We start from the raw sequence: 16853 nt of genomic DNA, 5'->3' as shown, positions 1-16853 counted from the left end.
TTACATCATGGCATTATTGATTGACGACAGCTGTATCAACTGTGACATGTGTGAGCCGGAGTGCCCCAATGAAGCAATCACCATGGGTGAAGAGATCTATGAAATCGATCCAAACCTTTGTACTGAATGTGTTGGGCATTATGATAAGCCAACGTGTATTTCGGTCTGCCCGATTGATTGTATTGATCCGGATCCAAACCATAAAGAAACAGAGGATGAGCTGTTAGAGAAGTTTTGCATTCTCACTGGCAAGGTCTAGTGTTAACAGCTCGCACAACGAAAAAAAACTCACAAAAAAACGGCGCTCTAGGCGCCGTTTTTTTAAGCTGCAACTACAATGAACACGGCGCGTACTCACGCCCAATAACATCGACCAATTTATACGGTTTGAGGCTCTGCTTGTTCTTGCAGTTTCACGATCAGCAGAGATAACTGGTTAACACCGTGACGAACCGGGCTTGGCATCGCTTCAAATTCAATGCTTAACAATAAGTTTTTAACTTCTAGCCCAAGCTCAGTATCACCTTCAATATTTAACTTTCTTTGGAAAAATAAGGTGTCAGGGTCTTCCTTAGCCGCAGCAATTAAAATGAGTTCTTTAGAATTGGCGGTAAAAGTCACCGCTGGTTTTGCCAACGGGCGAACATGCCATTGTTGTTGGTATGTCACTTCAAACTCTAGTCCTAAATCTTGAATGCAGATCCCAACCCAGTTGTCGCAAAGAAACGCTAACTCATCATCTTTAGCCTGTTCAGCCAAGATCAACGTTAATAACTGCTGCACTGCTTTCGCCTTTAGATTGAATGGGACCACACCAATTGGCGTTTTTGCGATCTTAGGCGCGATGTCTAGCAAACGTTTTGCGATTTGGGTTGTGTAAATATTTGCCATCAGAGCATTCTCCTACAACAGGCTTGTGAGAAAAGGAATAAGTGTATCCAAGTTTTATGATCGCAAAACTGTTTCACATCAAATCTTTGACATTCAATCCCTTTTAAAATCTTTAACCTTTCATTGACCGAAATTTTGCTTTATCACAACCTTCTTCAAGGAGAAGAATATGGAATTGCTGTGTCCAGCAGGCAATCTTGCATCCCTTAAAACAGCAATTAAAGCTGGGGCTGATGCCGTTTATTTAGGATTGAAGAATGACACCAATGCCCGATCGTTTGCAGGGCTTAATTTTACCCCTGCGAAGTTACAGCAGGCAGTGCAGTTTGCGCACACTAATCGCCGCAAAGTTTTTCTCACATTGAATACCTTTCCCAAGCCTGGAGAAGAGAAACGTTGGTACGAGGCTGTAGATATTGCTGCTGATCTCGGAATGGATGCATTGATTGTTGCCGATCTATCCTTACTGGATTATGCCCACACTCATCACCCTCAGTTACCACTTCACCTCTCGGTACAAGCCAGTGCGACCAACCTGGGAGCGCTTGAGCTGTATAAGCAAGAGTTCAATATTGAACGCGCTGTATTACCTCGGGTTCTATCGATGAAACAAGTCAGAGATCTTGCAAAAGTCACACCGGTGGATTTAGAAGTCTTTGCCTTTGGCAGCCTGTGCATTATGGCAGAAGGACGCTGTCATTTATCCTCTTATGTCACCGGGCAATCTCCCAATACAGGCGGTTCGTGTTCGCCTGCCAACCATGTTCGCTGGCAAGAGCAAGGGCAAGACCGATTGACTCGACTAAACGAAGTTCTCATCGATAAATCCGGCGTTGACGAACAAATGGGTTATCCCGTGGTATGCAAAGGGCGATACATTACCGAGGAATCCGCGGAACCAAGTTTTTTACTGGAATCCCCCACCAGCCTTAATACGCTAAGTTTGCTTCCAGAACTTGCGAAGGCCAACGTGACTTCACTTAAAATCGAAGGTCGCCAGCGCAGCCCTGCGTATGTTGAACAGGTGACGCGAGTATGGCGTCAGGCCATTGATACTTATCTCGCCAATCCTGATCAATACCAAGTACAAGGTGAATGGAATCGAGTATTAGATAAAGTATCAGAAGGACAAACGACAACCCTTGGGGCTTACGAGCGTACTTGGCAATAAAGGATAGTTTATGAATATTTCACTCGGCCCAATCCTCTATTGTTGGCCTAAAGATAAAGTGCTGGATTTTTATAATAAAGTCGCACAATCAAACGTTAACACCGTCTACTTAGGTGAAACGGTTTGTAGTCGTCGTCGCGAAGTCAAATTTAAAGAATACTTGGACATCGCACACCAATTACAAGATGCAGGCAAACAAGTCATTATCTCGACACTGGCTCTCGTCGAAGCCCCGTCTGAGTATACGGAATTAAAACGGCAAGTTGAAAATGGACACTTTCAAATAGAAGCCAATGATATGGCAGGCGTTCAAGTTGCCAAACAACTAGGCGTTGAGTTTGTTTGTGGTCCAACAATCAATAATTACAACTTAGCGAGCCTGAATAAACTGCAAAGCTGGGGCATGAAGCGCTTTGTCATGCCTGTAGAACTCAGTCGAAACTGGCTAGAGAAAGTAATCCAGCAAGAGCCAGCACTAGGATTTGAAATTGAAGTTTTTGGCCATGGTCATATGCCTTTGGCTCACTCTGCACGTTGCTTTACAGCACGGCATAAGAACTTGCAAAAAGATCAATGTGGCATCGTTTGTTTAAACCACCCGAAAGGCCTACTCGCTCAAACTCAAGAATCTCAACCGTTGTTGCGCTTGAACGGCATACAAACCCAATCAGCTGCCGCAATCGACTTATCAGATCAAATAAGTGATATGCAGGCTTTGGGAGTCGATTATTTTCGCGTATCTCCTTCCAGCCTGACCAGCGTCAATATTGCAGGAGCGTTACAACGAGGAGAGTCGGTGACGAGCCCATTTGAACGATGTGATGGCTATTGGTTTGATCAGGCTGGTTTTAATTTAACTCAACCAGAACAACCCGCTTAACATGAAAACGTTTCGCGAATGCTCCAAATACCGTTATGGGGCTCGCAAAAACATGTGTTGTCAAACTACCGAGTGCAAGGGTCTCTTTCACTCGGTTTAACATACCTCAGCATACAGCTGTTCCACCCCAAAAACAGACACAAACTCAACCACTCTAGCACTGCTGGCCACCAAATGGTTTGTCGAGGTAACTTGACCACTAATTCTTGATAAAACGGCCTTGAGATACTTTCTACCCCGAGTTCTAAGTGAGGGATAAATAGAAAACTGCTTAGAGACAAGAGGGTGAGCAAAGCCGGAATAATTAGCCAACGTGGGTAGCGGGTTTGCTCTCTTGCCGCAATGTAGATAATAAATAGCGCACTACTGACACACCCCCCATAGAAAAATCCGCTTAACGCAACAATATGTAAATGATAAACATTGAGTGGAAATAAACCTGTTGTCGCCAATGATACAAAAGTCACTGCAATCACAAAAAAAACTAGCTTTTCAAAATAGTCCTTCATGGCACTTAAACTGAGCAGACTCCACATCGCCATACTCAAGCCACCAAAAAATAGACCGCCATTCAGTACAACGGCAAGTGCAGAGTGTCCATAATTACCTAGCTCACTTATGGTGTGGTTCAATGGACTAAACGCCTCACTCTCGTAGCCTTGATAGCCCACTTGAGCGGCGAAAAAACCAAGTAGCAACCCAAAAAGACCCAGCACACCAAATTTAAAAGCTAAAGCAAAACGCTTATTCGATTTATGTGTCATTCACTCTCTAATGTGTTTATTTAGTTGTTAGGCAATCTCAACAAAGTCACCAATCACTCAAATTGCATCCTTTTTAAGAAGGAGTACTTTAAAAATGCAACAGAGATCCAACTTATGTAATTCATTGAAAAATATCTAGCATTTTTATTGTGTAAGCGAACTTCATCGCATTTTTTGTGCATTATTCAGACACACAAATCAATGGTTCTCTTTTGATTGAGATAAGTTACAATATATTTACTCAAGTTGAGGCAATAACTATGCTCTCACAACGAATGAACTGTAATTGTTCAAGGGGCAACATCAGAAGTATGGCTGCTTCATGTTCCTTAGCAAGGCGAATAGCAAACGGTTAAACCTAAGTACACCTTTCATGCATTCGGCGCGACACGACAACCGCAAACAAGGTTGTGGAAGCGGTTATGACACAATATAGCCGTTTTATTTAGATGCCGGAGTGTAAATATTGATTGGAAAACTCGCTAGATTTGAGCCTTTGATTTGGCTCGGCACCGTCAAGTTATTGAATGAACATGCAAACATGCAAGTTTACTCACTTACGGCTAGCATGAAACATAACGACAAGGCGCAATTAAAGTGGCTGAACAAAAACAACACCAACTCTCCACCATTCTCACTTTTATTATCCCATCCTTAATTGGATTATTACTCTTTATGCTTCCCATTCATTATGACGAAGCAATAACCATCCCTATCGCAATTATCTCAAAACAACTGCAAAGCATACTAGCCGATAGCATGGGATATATTCTCACCGGCATCGTCGTCGGTATGGCTTTGGCGACAACCTTGGTCAAGCTAATAAAACCTGATGCGATACTGAAGCATGCTTTTTTAAATAGCTTGCTTAATGTTTCTCCCTTATGGTTTGTCGTCCGGATCATTGGCGCGATTTTTATTGTATTAACCTTCAATCAGATTGGCTTTGAGGCCATCTACTCAGGGAATACTGGCGGCTTAGTGTTTAATGACTTGCTCCCTGTACTATTCTCAGTATTTATCTTTGCAGGTATGCTTTTGCCACTGCTGCTGAACTTTGGACTGCTCGAACTATTTGGCACTATTCTCACAAAAATCATGCGACCAATTTTTAACTTACCCGGTCGCAGCGCGATTGATTGTATGGCTTCTTGGTTAGGAGATGGCAGTGTTGGTATTTTAATGACGAGCAAACAATATGAAGCTCGATTTTATACGCAACGCGAAGCAGCGGTTATTGGCACGACCTTTTCAGCAGTTTCAATTACCTTTAGTCTGGTTGTCATCTCCCAGGTGAAACTTGAACATCTGTTTATTCCGTTCTATTTAACCGTGTGCCTTGCCGGTATTGTGGCCGCAATTGTCGTCCCTAAATTACCGCCGTTACGCTGGAAAAAAGACACATATATCGATGACACACCGCGTCACGCCGATGACGAGGTCATTCCCCAAGGCTATAATGTCTTTTCTTGGGGACTGCATAATGCACTCAACAAAGCAGAGCAAGCTGGCGGTATCAAGCAGGTTTTTATTGAAGGCATCAAAAACGTTGTCGACATGGTTTTAGGTATTATTCCTGTCGTTATGGCTATCGGTACAACTGCATTAATGATTGCCGAATATACGCCCATTTTTGAATATCTTGGGATGCCATTTATTCCACTGCTAGAGTTGTTACAAGTCCCTGATGCCACTAAAGCTTCTAGTACCATCGTGGTAGGTTTTGCTGATATGTTTATCCCAGCCATCCTTGCCAGTACAATTGATAGCGAAATGACCCGTTTCATAATCGCAGCGATGTCAGTAACTCAGTTGATTTATATGAGTGAAGTTGGCGCATTACTCATTGGGAGTAAAATCCCAGTCAATTTTGTTGAGCTGTTTGTCATCTTTATATTGCGCACACTAACGACACTGCCAGTTATTGCCGGTATAGCCCACTTAATATTCTAGTTTCCATCGACATCAAATGAATAAGAGGAGCGATAGGATCCTCTTTTTATATCTAAAGTTCCACGTCATTGACTCGCAATTGCATTCGGTATTTCATTTCGCCTTAGGTTATGATTACAACTGCCGATAATGAATGCATACACTAAAAACTAGGTATGCTTTCACCACTAGCTCAGGATACGCTATGTTAAAAATTGCCGATATCATGACCACCAGAATCGTGACAATAGATATGGATGATCGCCTGACCATAGCTAAAGAAATCTTTGATAATGCGCCTTTTCATCACCTTCTTGTCACCGAAGAAAACGAACTAAAAGGCATGCTCTCAGAACGAGATTTATTGCGCGCCATAAGTCCAAATGTAGACGCTAACCCCACGACCAAAGAACTTGAAACCCTGCAAAAACGGGTGCATCAAGTCATGACACGAGATCCATTAACCGTTGCCCCACATATCAGCGTCATACAAGCGTCTCAGCTTATTCTAGAGCGACAAATTGGCAGTTTACCGGTATTAGACAATGGTGAACTTGTTGGCATTGTGACTTGGAAAGATCTTCTCGCAGCAATGATTGAAGCGAATTAATTGCTATCCAGTGCAGCCTCCAACGCTCAAGGGCATATATTGACGTTGAGAGGCGCGAGGTCTTAGGGCTCGTCAGCAATTTAGCAAGTTCAAAGGGCTGAATTTGAGAGCGTAAGGAATTGCCGAAGTTGCTGACAAGAATTTTGCCACATCCGCTCTAAGCGATTTTGGTCCGCCGAATTTATCGCTTTCCCTTCAAGAGATTTACATAGCCGCGATAACGCGAGCATCCCAACATTCGCACTACTCCCTTTTAAAGCGTGTAAAGCGCCCTTTGCTTGCTTGGGAGACTCATTGACTGAGCGAAGATGTGAGGCACTCGTTTTGTAAAATAGGGCTGCTATTTCTTCGACTGCAGGTAATCCAAGTACATTAATATCCTGTTGCAGCTGCCACTCATCCAATAAATCAAAGGATTGTAAATGCCCACTCACATCGACTTCGTCGGCTTCGATTTGGCTTTCAGGGCTCATTAACTGGTTTGCCCCTGCGAGCTCACGCCCAGCCTGTCTAGGCGCTCCCCCTTCGCTATCATGACATTCACGCTCAAAATTCGCATGAGTAGACCCCAGCCACAAAGCTAACGAATTCAGGCTCAAGGGCTTGCCTAACACCTCATCAAACCCTCTCGCTTGATAGACTTCGACATCTTCGTCTTGTAATTGCGCAGTAAATGCGGCGATAACGGGCTGATAATCGATCGCTTGATTAATTCTCTGTATGGATTGGAGCAGCTGCAACCCAGTTCCATCTCCCAACTGAATATCCAGCATTAATGCATCATATTGAGATGCCGTATCAGCTCGATAAACAGCTAAAGCAGCCTCACAGCTATTTACTAGTTCTGAACTGTGGCCTAAATGTGCTAAAAAGCCCTGAGCCACCATGGCATTCACTTTGTTGTCTTCGACCACCAGCACATGCTTGGCTGTCACTTGAGCAATCGGTACTTTGGCTGACACGACAGGAAGCTGACATTCTAATCGCGGCAAACTAAAACCGAAGGCACTGCCTTTCCCTTCTTCACTCTCAACCCACAAGCTTTCACCAGAATTGTCATTCATCAATTCCACCAGTTCTTTACTGATAGTAAGTCCTAACCCAGTGCCTCGGGCTTTGGAGTGGCACTGACTGGAATGATTCAGACTACTATAGGCAGTGAATAGATGAGCTTTCGCTTCTTGTGCAATCCCAACACCACTATCTTTCACAACAAAGTTCAATCGGTCGTTGTGCCCCTCGACATACAACTCTACTTTTCCTTTCGGAGTAAATTTGATGGCATTCCCAATTAAGTTAAATAAAACCTGACGTAATTTGGGACCATCGAGGCTTACACAGTCTGGCAGACGATGTTTATCCAGTACCAAGCTAATCCCCGCAAGACTCGCCCCAGCCAGCATAATTGCCATCACTTCATCCAATAACTCATGTAAATCAACCGATCGTGGTTCATGGGTTAACGACCCTTGCTCTAATCGAGAAAAATCGAGAATATCACTCAAAACTGTTTGCAACAGTGTCCCGCTATATTGCGCCAACGCTAAAAGCTGTTGCTCTGCCACAGGTAGCTTTGCTTGCCCTAACAAAGATAAGGTCCCGAGAACGCCATTCAACGGCGTACGGATTTCATGACTCATGGTTGCTAAAAAGACCGACTTGGCACGGTTAGCCTGCTCAGCGATATCGCGCGCGAGTTCATGCCCCTTCGATTCGGCATCCAGTCTTTGATTCGCTTCCGCAAGCTCTTGCGTTCGTTCAGCGACTTTAATTTCGAGTGCAAGCTTGTGTTCAGTCAACTCCGCAGCACTGCGTCTTAACTCTAACTGCAACTTTTGATTGTGAGCAGTCTTTCTCTTGAATGCTTCCACTGCACTCGCCATCGCTGTCAATTCGTCATCGCCGTGGGGGTTCAAACTAACCCGAGTATCCCCATGGCTTAAGCGAGCAAGCGCATCGGTTGCCTCATTTAGACGTAGCGCGATACCACGATAAATAACTCGATGAACGACAAAACCAATAATAATTAACATCAAGCAACCCGTGAGCCACAAGCCTAATTTCGCCCAAGTCAATTGGCGCAAATAGTCTTGCCGAGCCAGCTCAGCTTGTTGCTGTTGAATATCTAATGCATTGTCTACCGCAGCATTCAATCGGTTTAATTTGCCGGTAACCTGCTCAAGCATGACATTTTGCCCCAGCAAGTGCTCGGTATAGTCCCGTTGTAGGAAAATACTAATTTCAATTTGTTTTAGGATTTTGATTTGTTGGCGCAGTGCCTGCGCCCGCTGGGGATCTCGTATTAAATCAGGTAAATACTCAAGCATACTTAAATCAATGGTATTTCCGGTTCGCCCAAGCACTTTAACCGCGGAGACATCAATAAGCGTCTGCAGTAGCTCTTGTTGCTCTTGCGACAAAAAAAGTTGACTGATCAACGCCACCCGATGCACGAGCTTCACTGCATCATTCAGTTGCTCCTGAACATCCAGTTCATGTTCAATGACATCATCCAGTAACTGTGCGTTTCGTCGTTCTCCGACCTGTTGTGCATATGAAAGACTTAACTTCGCAAGAATAGCCGAATCAACAACGGCCAGTTCTGCCTGCAAAAACTCGGCACTTTGAGTTGCGGCTTTCGATAGGACTTGTGCTTGTTGGTGGAGTAAATTTGCGAAAGTTATGCGCTGCTTTACTCGTGTGCTTATCAGCGCCAATTCATTCAGAATATCGTCCACTTCACTGCGCAGACTAACATTGGTATCGACTTTAAGGTCTTTAAGTTGATTGATCGCTTCTTGTAGCAATGTTGCGTTATATGAAAGCCGATTATCTAAAGCTAGGCGTTCTGATTCTTTATTCACTTGCCCAAGTTGCATGGCAATATCAGATAAAGTATTTGATGCACGGGAAAGCTGCCGTGCAGCTTGGGATGCAGGCAAAGATTGTTCATATAAAAAATCATCAGCTAGCTTAACCCAGTGCAAGCTTAAATTGCCCTGTGCCACCAGCAACATGAGTAAAAGCCCGAGTAAACTAAAGGCCAGCATTAACCGACCTACTAAACTTTTACGCGACCAAGTCAGGCCTCTCACAAATCACCTTTTCGTCATATACATTCAAACTTTGTCTACGTAACTCCCAGAATATTGAAACCAACTCGCGCTGAAGCGGCGAAGTGGTACAATTCTTTGCAAACGTTCAATGGCCATCAACGCAGTTGGCCACGTTAAGAATTCAATCTTTGGAGCAGTAAGATGAAATTATTGCATCTGTTGGCCCTCATCGCTGTGACGACGATAGGTTTTAGCACAAATTCGTACGCAACAGATGAGCACTGGGCATTGGAAGTACGCAAACCCTACAACGCCATGATCCAATCCTCTCAGACGCTCAATTTCAAGCCTCTCCAACAAGCCAGTAAACCTTGGAAAATCTGTGCCCTCGTCCCTCACCTCAAAGATGCCTACTGGATAGGGATTGATTATGGGTTGATGACACACGCTAAAGCGCTGAATGTGACCGTCGACTTGTTTGAAGCAAATAGTTACTACGGTCGCAAACGTCAACTTGAACAGCTCGATCATTGTGTCAACTCTGACTATGATGCAATTTTGCTCGGTGCGGTGGGTCCTAATATCCTTGAACACTACGGCCACCCCATTCATAAAAAAGTGATCGCACTGGTCAATATGATCAATGCGCCCGAGGTCTACACTCGCGTTGGCGTCAATTGGTATTCATTGGGCGTTATCATTGGTGAGCACCTCAAAAATGAATATCCTGAACCGGGAAATCTCGCCTTACTCATGGGGCCCTATAAAGTGGGAGGCTCAGCCCGAATTGAGCAAGGCATACACAAAGCCTTAAAAAACAGCCAATATCGAATATCATCGATTCGTCATGCCGATAACAATCGAAATCTCCATCGCAAACAACTCTTGCAGCTATTAGAGCAGCAAACACCGGATTATATTATTGGTGGCGCGGTCGCCATTGAAGCGGCAGTGAGTGTTCTGCGACAAAAAGGTCTCTCTGATGAAGTTAAGCTATTAAGTAGCTACTTTTCCCCAGCGCTTTGGCGCGCTCTGTATCGAAATAAAGTGATTTATAGCAATGACGATCGCGTGGTGCTACAAGGAAAGCTGGCCATCGATATTACGGTTCGTGAACTCGAAGGTGAACCGGCCTTTGGCGATATCGGTCCGATAATCAATCGACTGACAAACAATCCACCAGCTCAAGATCAGCTAAAAGATAGTTTAGCGCCCGCAGAGTTTTATCCGGTTTATTCGGTTTTGGCGGAAAACAAATAGCCTTCACCATGAATGGTGACAAACAGTTCAGCCGATAGCTTATTTCTAAGACGTCGAATTAAAACGTCAATGGTGCGGTCATTGACGTCATCACTTCGGTGATTCGATTCCTGCATCAAAAATTCTCGGGAGAGCACTTTTTGTGGCTGTTTCGCAAAGGCAACTAATAACTCGAACTCAGCTTTAGTCAATTTAATCAATTGATCTTGTTGTAAAAGTTTTCGAGCATTAATTTCGAGTTGATAGTCTTCAAATCGAAGCACATCTTCATCTTTTTTTAGATCGGCGAGCTCTGCCACCGCATATTGCGTCAAGCGAATACGCCAAAGCAGATTTTTAACTCTGACCAATAACTCTCGTAACTCAAAAGGCTTAGTAACATAGTCATCAGCGCCCATCTCAAGTCCAACAATCTTATCAATCGCTTCGTCTCGCCCCGTCACCAAAATGATACCTACGTTGGAGCGGCTTCTGAGTTCACGGGTTAAGCTGAGTCCATCAACTCGAGGAAGGTTTATATCTAACATCACCAAATCGATATGATAACGTTCAAAAGCCAACCACATCTGTTCGCCATCACAAGCTTCGACGACACGATAGCCCTCTTTCTCAAAATAGCCTTTCAGGCGCGTACGAACGACGGCCTCATCATCAACAACAAGTACTGTGTAGTTCATTGTTACTCCGGCATCTTCTTTAGGGAAAGGTTGAACTCTGGTTATTATTCATAATTTTTCACATTTAACTAATGGTAAGCAAAAATAATGGGATCAACCCACAATATTTGTATGGATAAATAGGGATGAGTTCGAAATGTCACTGCGAATTTTTACTCTTCTAACAAGATAGCTTATGCTTAACGTAAGAAGAGTCAGTGTATTTACCAAGGATTAGATATGGATGAAAGACGCCAGTTTTCTCGTATTTTGTTTGCTGCGACAGCGCACTTGTCAGTAGCAAGCGAGCGCTGGGAAACCAAAATTCTCGATTTGAGCTTAAACGGCGCTCTTGTTGAAAAGCCCACGCAATTTCCTACGACGGCTAAACAAGTCAACCTGACTTTCTTTTTACCGGAATCCGATGTCGAACTGAAAATGGAAGCGGAGCTGGTTCATGATGAAGGCGACCAACTGGGTTTAAGGTGCCTTAACATCGATGTAGATAGTATCAGCCATTTGCGTCGTATTATCGAACTTAATCTTGGCGATGCGTCACTGCTTAATCGTGAATTAGAGCTATTTATTGCAGACCACGACGCTAGTCAACTTTAAAGCGCATCTAGCGCCTCACTCAACTTACTGACGCCAATAACCTCCATCCCAAGTGGAGGTTTTTTAGGCATATTTGCTTTCGGAACAATTGCCCGCTTAAAGCCATGTTTCGCGGCTTCAACAAGACGCTCCTGACCATTCGGCACGGGCCGAATTTCTCCTGAAAGTCCGACCTCACCGAAGGCCACTAAGTCCCTTGCTAACGGGGCTTCTCTAAAGCTCGATACCATCGCTAATAATACGGTTAAGTCAGCGCTGGTTTCCGTCACTTTTACCCCACCAACCACATTGACAAAGACATCCTGATCAGACATTAGCAATCCTGCATGTTTATGCATCACAGCAAGCAACATAGCTAAGCGATTAGCATCCATCCCCACCGCAACGCGCCGTGGATTTGCCATCGCAGAGCTATCAACCAACACTTGCAGCTCAACGAGCAATGGGCGTGTGCCTTCCCATATTACCATTACCAAGGAGCCAGCTCCGGCATCCTCCCCCCGTGACAGAAATATTGCAGATGGATTCGCCACCTCTTTGAGTCCCTTTTCCGTCATGGCGAAGACACCCAGCTCATTAATAGCGCCAAAACGATTTTTGTGGGACCGCAGCGTTCGATAGCGACTATCGCTATCGCCTTCGAACATAATCGAGCAATCAATGCAGTGCTCTAAAACCTTTGGTCCAGCAAGACTGCCATCTTTGGTGACATGCCCAACCATAATCACAGCAATCCCGTTTTGTTTCGCAAAACGCGTTAAAAACGATGCTGATTCGCGTACTTGCGACACACTCCCCGGCGACGATTGCACATCACTCATGTGCATCACTTGAATGGAGTCCACTACAATTACTTTGGGCTTTTCTTTGTCAGCGATATTACAAATTTGTTCTACGCTGGTTTCAGATAGCATGCGTAATTTACCCGTGGGTAAACCTAAACGATGCGCCCGCATTGCAACCTGTTGCAATGATTCCTCTCCCGTGACATACAGCGCTGACATCGATTCTGCCAATAAACACAAGGTTTGCAGCAAGAGCGTACTTTTTCCCGCGCCGGGATGCCCACCAATCAGAATGGCCGACCCAGGGACAATTCCACCACCGAGGACACGGTCAAGCTCACTAAATGCACTCGCGATTCGAGGCAACTCATTTAAGTCTATTTGATCTAATGTTTGAACTTGATTATCAACAGCCCCAGCGTAGCCGGAAAAGCTAGCGCTACGGGTATTCTTTGCAAGTCCCAACCGAACTTCTGTGATGGTATTCCACTCATGACAAGCATTACATTGTCCTTGCCAACGCGGAAATTCTTGGCCGCATTCATTACACACAAAAGCTGTTTTTGTTTTCGCCATAAGAAACCATTAACTCTCTATTTACCAAACAAACATTAAAAGATATATACTTTCACTATTGCTAAAATTCAGTGAACTTGAAACACAAATACGAGCGAGTATTGCCAAGATTGCTCACAAAGCTCAATCTCAATGAAAACTTGTCATAAAACTTGCATTATGAATGACTAAGCGTCAAAAATACGCACAGTACGCCATCTAGTAAATAAAATGATGTGCTTCACTGTAAAACAGCCGATAAGATTATCAGGCTAATTTGGGTTAAGCATTATTAAAAGAATAAAAAATGAGTTTAGAAAACCATAGCGGACTAATCGAACAACTGAAACCTCTACTCATGGAGCCCAACTTCCATGATGTATTCGAGCGCCTCACCGACGGTGAGAGTAATTCAACACGCTTCTTACTAAAGATGGAACTCAATCGCCTCTCCACTCCTTGCACGCGAATTATCGACTTACGCAACCGCTCAGACTTGCATTGCATCGAATTTAGCTATGGTAAACAGTTACACTTTCTTGATGAACCCTCGATTATCGTCTTTAAAGAAGCGATCGCGTTATACAGCAAAAACTATACCCTTGGTGTCTATGAACAGGTCATTGACGCCTTCAAAAAACGCAGAGCCCGTATTCAAGAAGGCGGCGATAAACCACAGCAACAAGATACAACGTTCATCTTTCCAGGCACGGTTTTAGGTAGCTATATCAGCCGTGCAGAAGAGCGGATGAATTACAGCATTAAAATTGCTGTCTCTCAGCCTGGAATTTCGGAACAATCAGGAATTACCGTCGATTTATCAGTCGGCGGAGCGCGCATTCGCATCGACAATCGCCACCCTTTCAACATTGATAAACCCATTAATGTAAAGTTGCTAGAAATCGGTGAAGATTATTACTACAAAGATCTGCAGCAAGGCGTTAATTATCAAGTCATGGATAGTGAGTCAAACCATGAATACACTTGGCTGCGCCTCAAACGAATTGAGGGTAGTGAAGAGCTTGTTGAAATGCTGGGCAAGCTGATCGAAAGCTATAAGTTTCGATACAAAGTCGATATCAATGATGTGCATGTTTCAGCAACAGGTCTGGGATTGGAAAGGCATTACTTGCCACATATGCCCCATCTCGCATTGTTTATTCAGCAGGAAAATGAGATCCCAGTGGTCAGCCATCAGCTGATGAGTAAAGAAAATACCAAAATACTTAATTACTTTCTTGATGAAAAAGACGTCAGCCAATTACCGGGCATGCTGACGACCAACCGTTTACAACTGATACTCGGTCAACCTGAAGTCGCTGATCACAGTCTATTCTTTTGCTTTACGTATAGTATTCAGGGAGCGACGTACTTTTATTCCGCTACATTAACGGAATTGAAGCGAAAAAAAGCCGTTAATCTATTTCTAGGCTTTGGCGCAAGTAAAGCAAGCTGGCGGGTCTTTCAGATCACTCAAAAAGAGATTGACCATGGTGCCAATTACAAAGCATCCATCCTTCCGGGTGATAACAAAAAATACAGCCAACAAACCGAGCAAGAGCTTGCAAAAATCACTCACTCCTTGAAGTTGATTGATCTCACCAACATAGAACAAGCAGCGCTTTACCAAGCATGGTACGACAACGGCAATGCCAATGAACTGAAGCCTTTTGGGCAAAACAAAATAAATGACAATCCCATTAAATTAATTGCTCTGCAATTTAACGAGAAACGTAGAGAAGCCCGATATTCATTTAAAACACCTGTGGTGATCAGCCAAGGTTCAAGCAAATACATGTCTACAACACAAGATATCTCAAGCCGTGGCATGCAAATCAACCTGACTAAATCAACCAAGCTGGATATGAATGAAGTTGTAAGTCTTTCATTCCCTAAGCTCCAAGAGCTATCAAGCAAAACTAAACTAGAGCGTTTGCCTTATGAAGTCGTCCGTCATAGAAGAAATGGCAGAACACTGCATCTTGCGGCAATTATGGGTCACACGCCCCACCATGGCGTTGAGTTTCTTCACCGACTGATTGAACACAACAAACACAAACTCAATCAATTAACCGAAAATAACCAAGAAGCAAAAGAGATCGCTGACGGGCTTAAAAATCTTGTCATGAGACAGCTAGACACTGTGCCATATTTCATTGAAAAAACGGTTAAATCTGCTCGCCTTAGTGAGTTAGGCATTGCTTTAGAGCACAATTCAATTACTGATATTTTGGCCGCAGGTGCTGAAAAAACTCACCAGTTCAACCTTGAGCCGCTCCTCAGAGACGGCCGCCTGAAAAAAAGCATAATTGACCCAATACGGGCAATGAAGCCACACCACTACATGACTTATTTTGAGCTATTTATTCAGGTTTCACGCCAGTCACGCGGCCAAGTTCAATTAAAATGTTTAAAACCGAGTGATATCGGCGATGTTGATGCACAGATACACTTTATTAAACAAAGCCAAAATCTAGGCAAGTTTATGGCCATTCGAGTCTACAGAGGTGCGACTGGAAAACCTGATATTAACTATATTCGACGCGAGTTGAACTATATCCATATCCACGCCCCCCACAAAGCAAAACAGCTCGAAGAAAAACTTTGGCATATTATCGGTGTAGGTGAGTTTTTAGATGTCACTCAAGAAGTAATGCTGAGATATCCTGCGCTCCATGGTTCAAAAACAAGCTAAGCTAGTTGCTCGATGCGGCAACTGAACCCGAGCAATCCTAGGCTCGCTCGGTCTCTTGATACCATTCGAGCACTTGCGGGAAATGATCGGTCACCGCATCAATATGCGTCAGCATATCGGCATGACCATAGTCATGCCGGAAACCATTTTCACGGGATAATAACGTATATTTTGCTCCGAATAACTGACACTCATGCAACATATCTTGGACATCTTTCGGATTCCCAAGCACTCTATCGTTTGCTCCCGCGATAAACCATGACGCTGGCCATTTGACGTGCTGCGCGGCCTTGGCATAATCAAATCCATCATCATGATCAATCCAGTCCCCGTTGACCCAGTCGATACTCTGCGCTAATGATGCGCGACTTTCATTGTCCATACCCATTTTCAAACGATCAGCCGGAAGATAACCTTTGCCCTTGGCGATACGCGGCGCAATTCGATTCCACACTAAATCTACCATTAACCATTTTTTAAACGATAAGGTGTTGATTGCTCGCTTGGTACCAAACGTAAGAAACGATGCCACATTTTGTTGTAGTTCAGCATAACGCGCAATGGCACTTGCCATGAGCACCCCACCCCATGAATGCGCACACCAGTGCACCTGTTGAATATCGGTTTCTACCGACAAAATATAGGACTGTATGAGCGGCAACTGCTCTTTGATAACTTCCCCTTGCCCAACATCTACGCCCCGTTGTAACTTGGGAGTGCTTAAGCCTCGCCCGCTCGCGTCGAGAACGTAAACACGATACCCCTGATTGGCTAAAAAACAGGCCAAGCCACGCCCAGATTGACTGTAAAAAACTCGACCATTCGACATGGCTCCATGAAGCATTAATATCGGCTTTTTTGTTGCGTCATATACATCTGCCGCAATTTTTCTAATATGTAACTCGCCATTTCGATAGGGAATAAAAATTGACGATTGACTGAATGACATTGGTAAAAAGCCTTAAACAGAAAGAGGAAAGTAT

General features: G+C 44.0%; 14 protein-coding genes. 8 read left to right on the top strand and 6 right to left on the bottom strand.

Annotation, left to right across the window (positions count from 1 at the left end; genetic code table 11):
* The first annotated feature begins 7 nt into the window (after window positions 1–7).
* A complete protein-coding gene (locus IEY18_RS04215) occupies window positions 8–259 on the top strand; it encodes a YfhL family 4Fe-4S dicluster ferredoxin (protein WP_188918154.1) in 252 nt (83 codons plus the stop codon).
* A gap of 119 nt (window positions 260–378) precedes the next feature.
* On the opposite strand, the gene ubiT is transcribed toward IEY18_RS04215, so the two are convergent.
* Window positions 379–891, bottom strand: coding sequence for a ubiquinone anaerobic biosynthesis accessory factor UbiT (ubiT, locus tag IEY18_RS04210; protein WP_188918152.1), 513 nt, complete (start codon window positions 889–891; stop codon window positions 379–381).
* A gap of 169 nt (window positions 892–1060) precedes the next feature.
* Here ubiT and ubiU point away from each other — a divergent pair, with 169 nt between their 5' ends.
* Together ubiU and IEY18_RS04200 are read left to right on the top strand one after the other, a co-directional pair.
* Window positions 1061–2062 carry a ubiquinone anaerobic biosynthesis protein UbiU gene (ubiU, locus tag IEY18_RS04205; protein WP_188918149.1) on the top strand — a complete coding sequence of 334 codons (1002 nt, stop codon included), beginning with the start codon at window positions 1061–1063 and terminating at the stop codon, window positions 2060–2062.
* A 10-nt stretch (window positions 2063–2072) separates the two neighbouring features.
* Window positions 2073–2942, top strand: a complete 870-nt coding sequence (locus IEY18_RS04200) for a U32 family peptidase (protein WP_188918147.1) — start codon at window positions 2073–2075, stop codon at window positions 2940–2942.
* Window positions 2943–3007: 65 nt separating this feature from the next.
* Here IEY18_RS04200 and IEY18_RS04195 read toward each other — a convergent pair whose 3' ends face one another.
* Entirely contained in the window at window positions 3008–3706 is a 699-nt protein-coding gene (locus tag IEY18_RS04195; RefSeq protein ID WP_188918145.1) for a DUF998 domain-containing protein, read from the bottom strand.
* Between the two features lie 675 nt (window positions 3707–4381).
* On the opposite strand from IEY18_RS04195, the gene IEY18_RS04190 reads away from it, so the two are divergent.
* On the top strand, window positions 4382–5659 hold the full coding sequence (locus IEY18_RS04190) for a YjiH family protein (RefSeq protein WP_188919142.1): 1278 nt from the start codon (window positions 4382–4384) through the stop codon (window positions 5657–5659).
* A 184-nt stretch (window positions 5660–5843) separates the two neighbouring features.
* Complete coding sequence (locus IEY18_RS04185; RefSeq protein ID WP_188918143.1) at window positions 5844–6248, top strand: CBS domain-containing protein; 405 nt, start codon at window positions 5844–5846, stop codon at window positions 6246–6248.
* A gap of 89 nt (window positions 6249–6337) precedes the next feature.
* Here the strand turns inward: IEY18_RS04185 and torS are convergent, their stop codons facing one another.
* On the bottom strand, window positions 6338–9343 hold the full coding sequence (gene torS, locus IEY18_RS04180) for a TMAO reductase system sensor histidine kinase/response regulator TorS (protein WP_188918141.1): 3006 nt from the start codon (window positions 9341–9343) through the stop codon (window positions 6338–6340).
* 162 nt (window positions 9344–9505) lie between these two features.
* Between torS and torT the strand changes: the two genes are divergently transcribed.
* The gene (torT, locus tag IEY18_RS04175) at window positions 9506–10564 is read left to right on the top strand and encodes a TMAO reductase system periplasmic protein TorT (RefSeq protein WP_188918139.1); all 1059 of its coding nucleotides are present in this window, start codon (window positions 9506–9508) and stop codon (window positions 10562–10564) included.
* On the opposite strand, the gene torR is transcribed toward torT, so the two are convergent.
* Window positions 10537–11241, bottom strand: coding sequence for a two-component system response regulator TorR (gene torR / locus IEY18_RS04170; RefSeq protein WP_188918137.1), 705 nt, complete (start codon window positions 11239–11241; stop codon window positions 10537–10539). The genes torT and torR overlap by 28 nt on opposite strands.
* A gap of 219 nt (window positions 11242–11460) precedes the next feature.
* Here torR and IEY18_RS04165 point away from each other — a divergent pair, with 219 nt between their 5' ends.
* On the top strand, window positions 11461–11835 hold the full coding sequence (locus IEY18_RS04165; protein ID WP_188918135.1) for a PilZ domain-containing protein: 375 nt from the start codon (window positions 11461–11463) through the stop codon (window positions 11833–11835).
* Here the strand turns inward: IEY18_RS04165 and radA are convergent.
* Window positions 11832–13196: a DNA repair protein RadA gene (gene radA, locus IEY18_RS04160; RefSeq protein ID WP_188918134.1), complete on the bottom strand. Its 1365-nt coding sequence runs from the start codon at window positions 13194–13196 to the stop codon at window positions 11832–11834. The two genes, IEY18_RS04165 and radA, sit on opposite strands and share 4 nt — an antisense overlap.
* 286 nt (window positions 13197–13482) lie before the next feature.
* Between radA and IEY18_RS04155 the strand changes: the two genes are divergently transcribed.
* Complete coding sequence (locus IEY18_RS04155) at window positions 13483–15870, top strand: PilZ domain-containing protein (RefSeq protein ID WP_188918131.1); 2388 nt, start codon at window positions 13483–13485, stop codon at window positions 15868–15870.
* A gap of 37 nt (window positions 15871–15907) precedes the next feature.
* Here IEY18_RS04155 and IEY18_RS04150 read toward each other — a convergent pair whose 3' ends face one another.
* Window positions 15908–16819, bottom strand: a complete 912-nt coding sequence (locus tag IEY18_RS04150) for an alpha/beta fold hydrolase (protein ID WP_188918129.1) — start codon at window positions 16817–16819, stop codon at window positions 15908–15910.
* Window positions 16820–16853: the final 34 nt, after the last annotated feature.

It is taken from the genome of Shewanella gelidii (assembly GCF_014647855.1).
Classification (GTDB): Bacteria; Pseudomonadota; Gammaproteobacteria; order Enterobacterales; family Shewanellaceae; genus Shewanella; species Shewanella gelidii.
The sequence above is the reverse complement of the archived record's forward strand: the minus strand, read 5'-3'. Positions and strand labels throughout refer to the sequence as shown.

Coding starts and splice junctions, on each gene's coding strand:
- ubiT (WP_188918152.1), bottom strand. CDS start 891: ATGGCAAATATTTACACAACCCAAATCGCAAAACGTTTGCTAGACATC.
- IEY18_RS04155 (WP_188918131.1), top strand. CDS start 13,483: ATGAGTTTAGAAAACCATAGCGGACTAATCGAACAACTGAAACCTCTA.
- IEY18_RS04200 (WP_188918147.1), top strand. CDS start 2,073: ATGAATATTTCACTCGGCCCAATCCTCTATTGTTGGCCTAAAGATAAA.
- IEY18_RS04195 (WP_188918145.1), bottom strand. CDS start 3,706: ATGACACATAAATCGAATAAGCGTTTTGCTTTAGCTTTTAAATTTGGT.
- IEY18_RS04190 (WP_188919142.1), top strand. CDS start 4,382: ATGCTTCCCATTCATTATGACGAAGCAATAACCATCCCTATCGCAATT.
- torR (WP_188918137.1), bottom strand. CDS start 11,241: ATGAACTACACAGTACTTGTTGTTGATGATGAGGCCGTCGTTCGTACG.
- IEY18_RS04150 (WP_188918129.1), bottom strand. CDS start 16,819: ATGTCATTCAGTCAATCGTCAATTTTTATTCCCTATCGAAATGGCGAG.
- torT (WP_188918139.1), top strand. CDS start 9,506: ATGAAATTATTGCATCTGTTGGCCCTCATCGCTGTGACGACGATAGGT.
- IEY18_RS04165 (WP_188918135.1), top strand. CDS start 11,461: ATGGATGAAAGACGCCAGTTTTCTCGTATTTTGTTTGCTGCGACAGCG.
- IEY18_RS04185 (WP_188918143.1), top strand. CDS start 5,844: ATGTTAAAAATTGCCGATATCATGACCACCAGAATCGTGACAATAGAT.
- ubiU (WP_188918149.1), top strand. CDS start 1,061: ATGGAATTGCTGTGTCCAGCAGGCAATCTTGCATCCCTTAAAACAGCA.
- IEY18_RS04215 (WP_188918154.1), top strand. CDS start 8: ATGGCATTATTGATTGACGACAGCTGTATCAACTGTGACATGTGTGAG.
- radA (WP_188918134.1), bottom strand. CDS start 13,196: ATGGCGAAAACAAAAACAGCTTTTGTGTGTAATGAATGCGGCCAAGAA.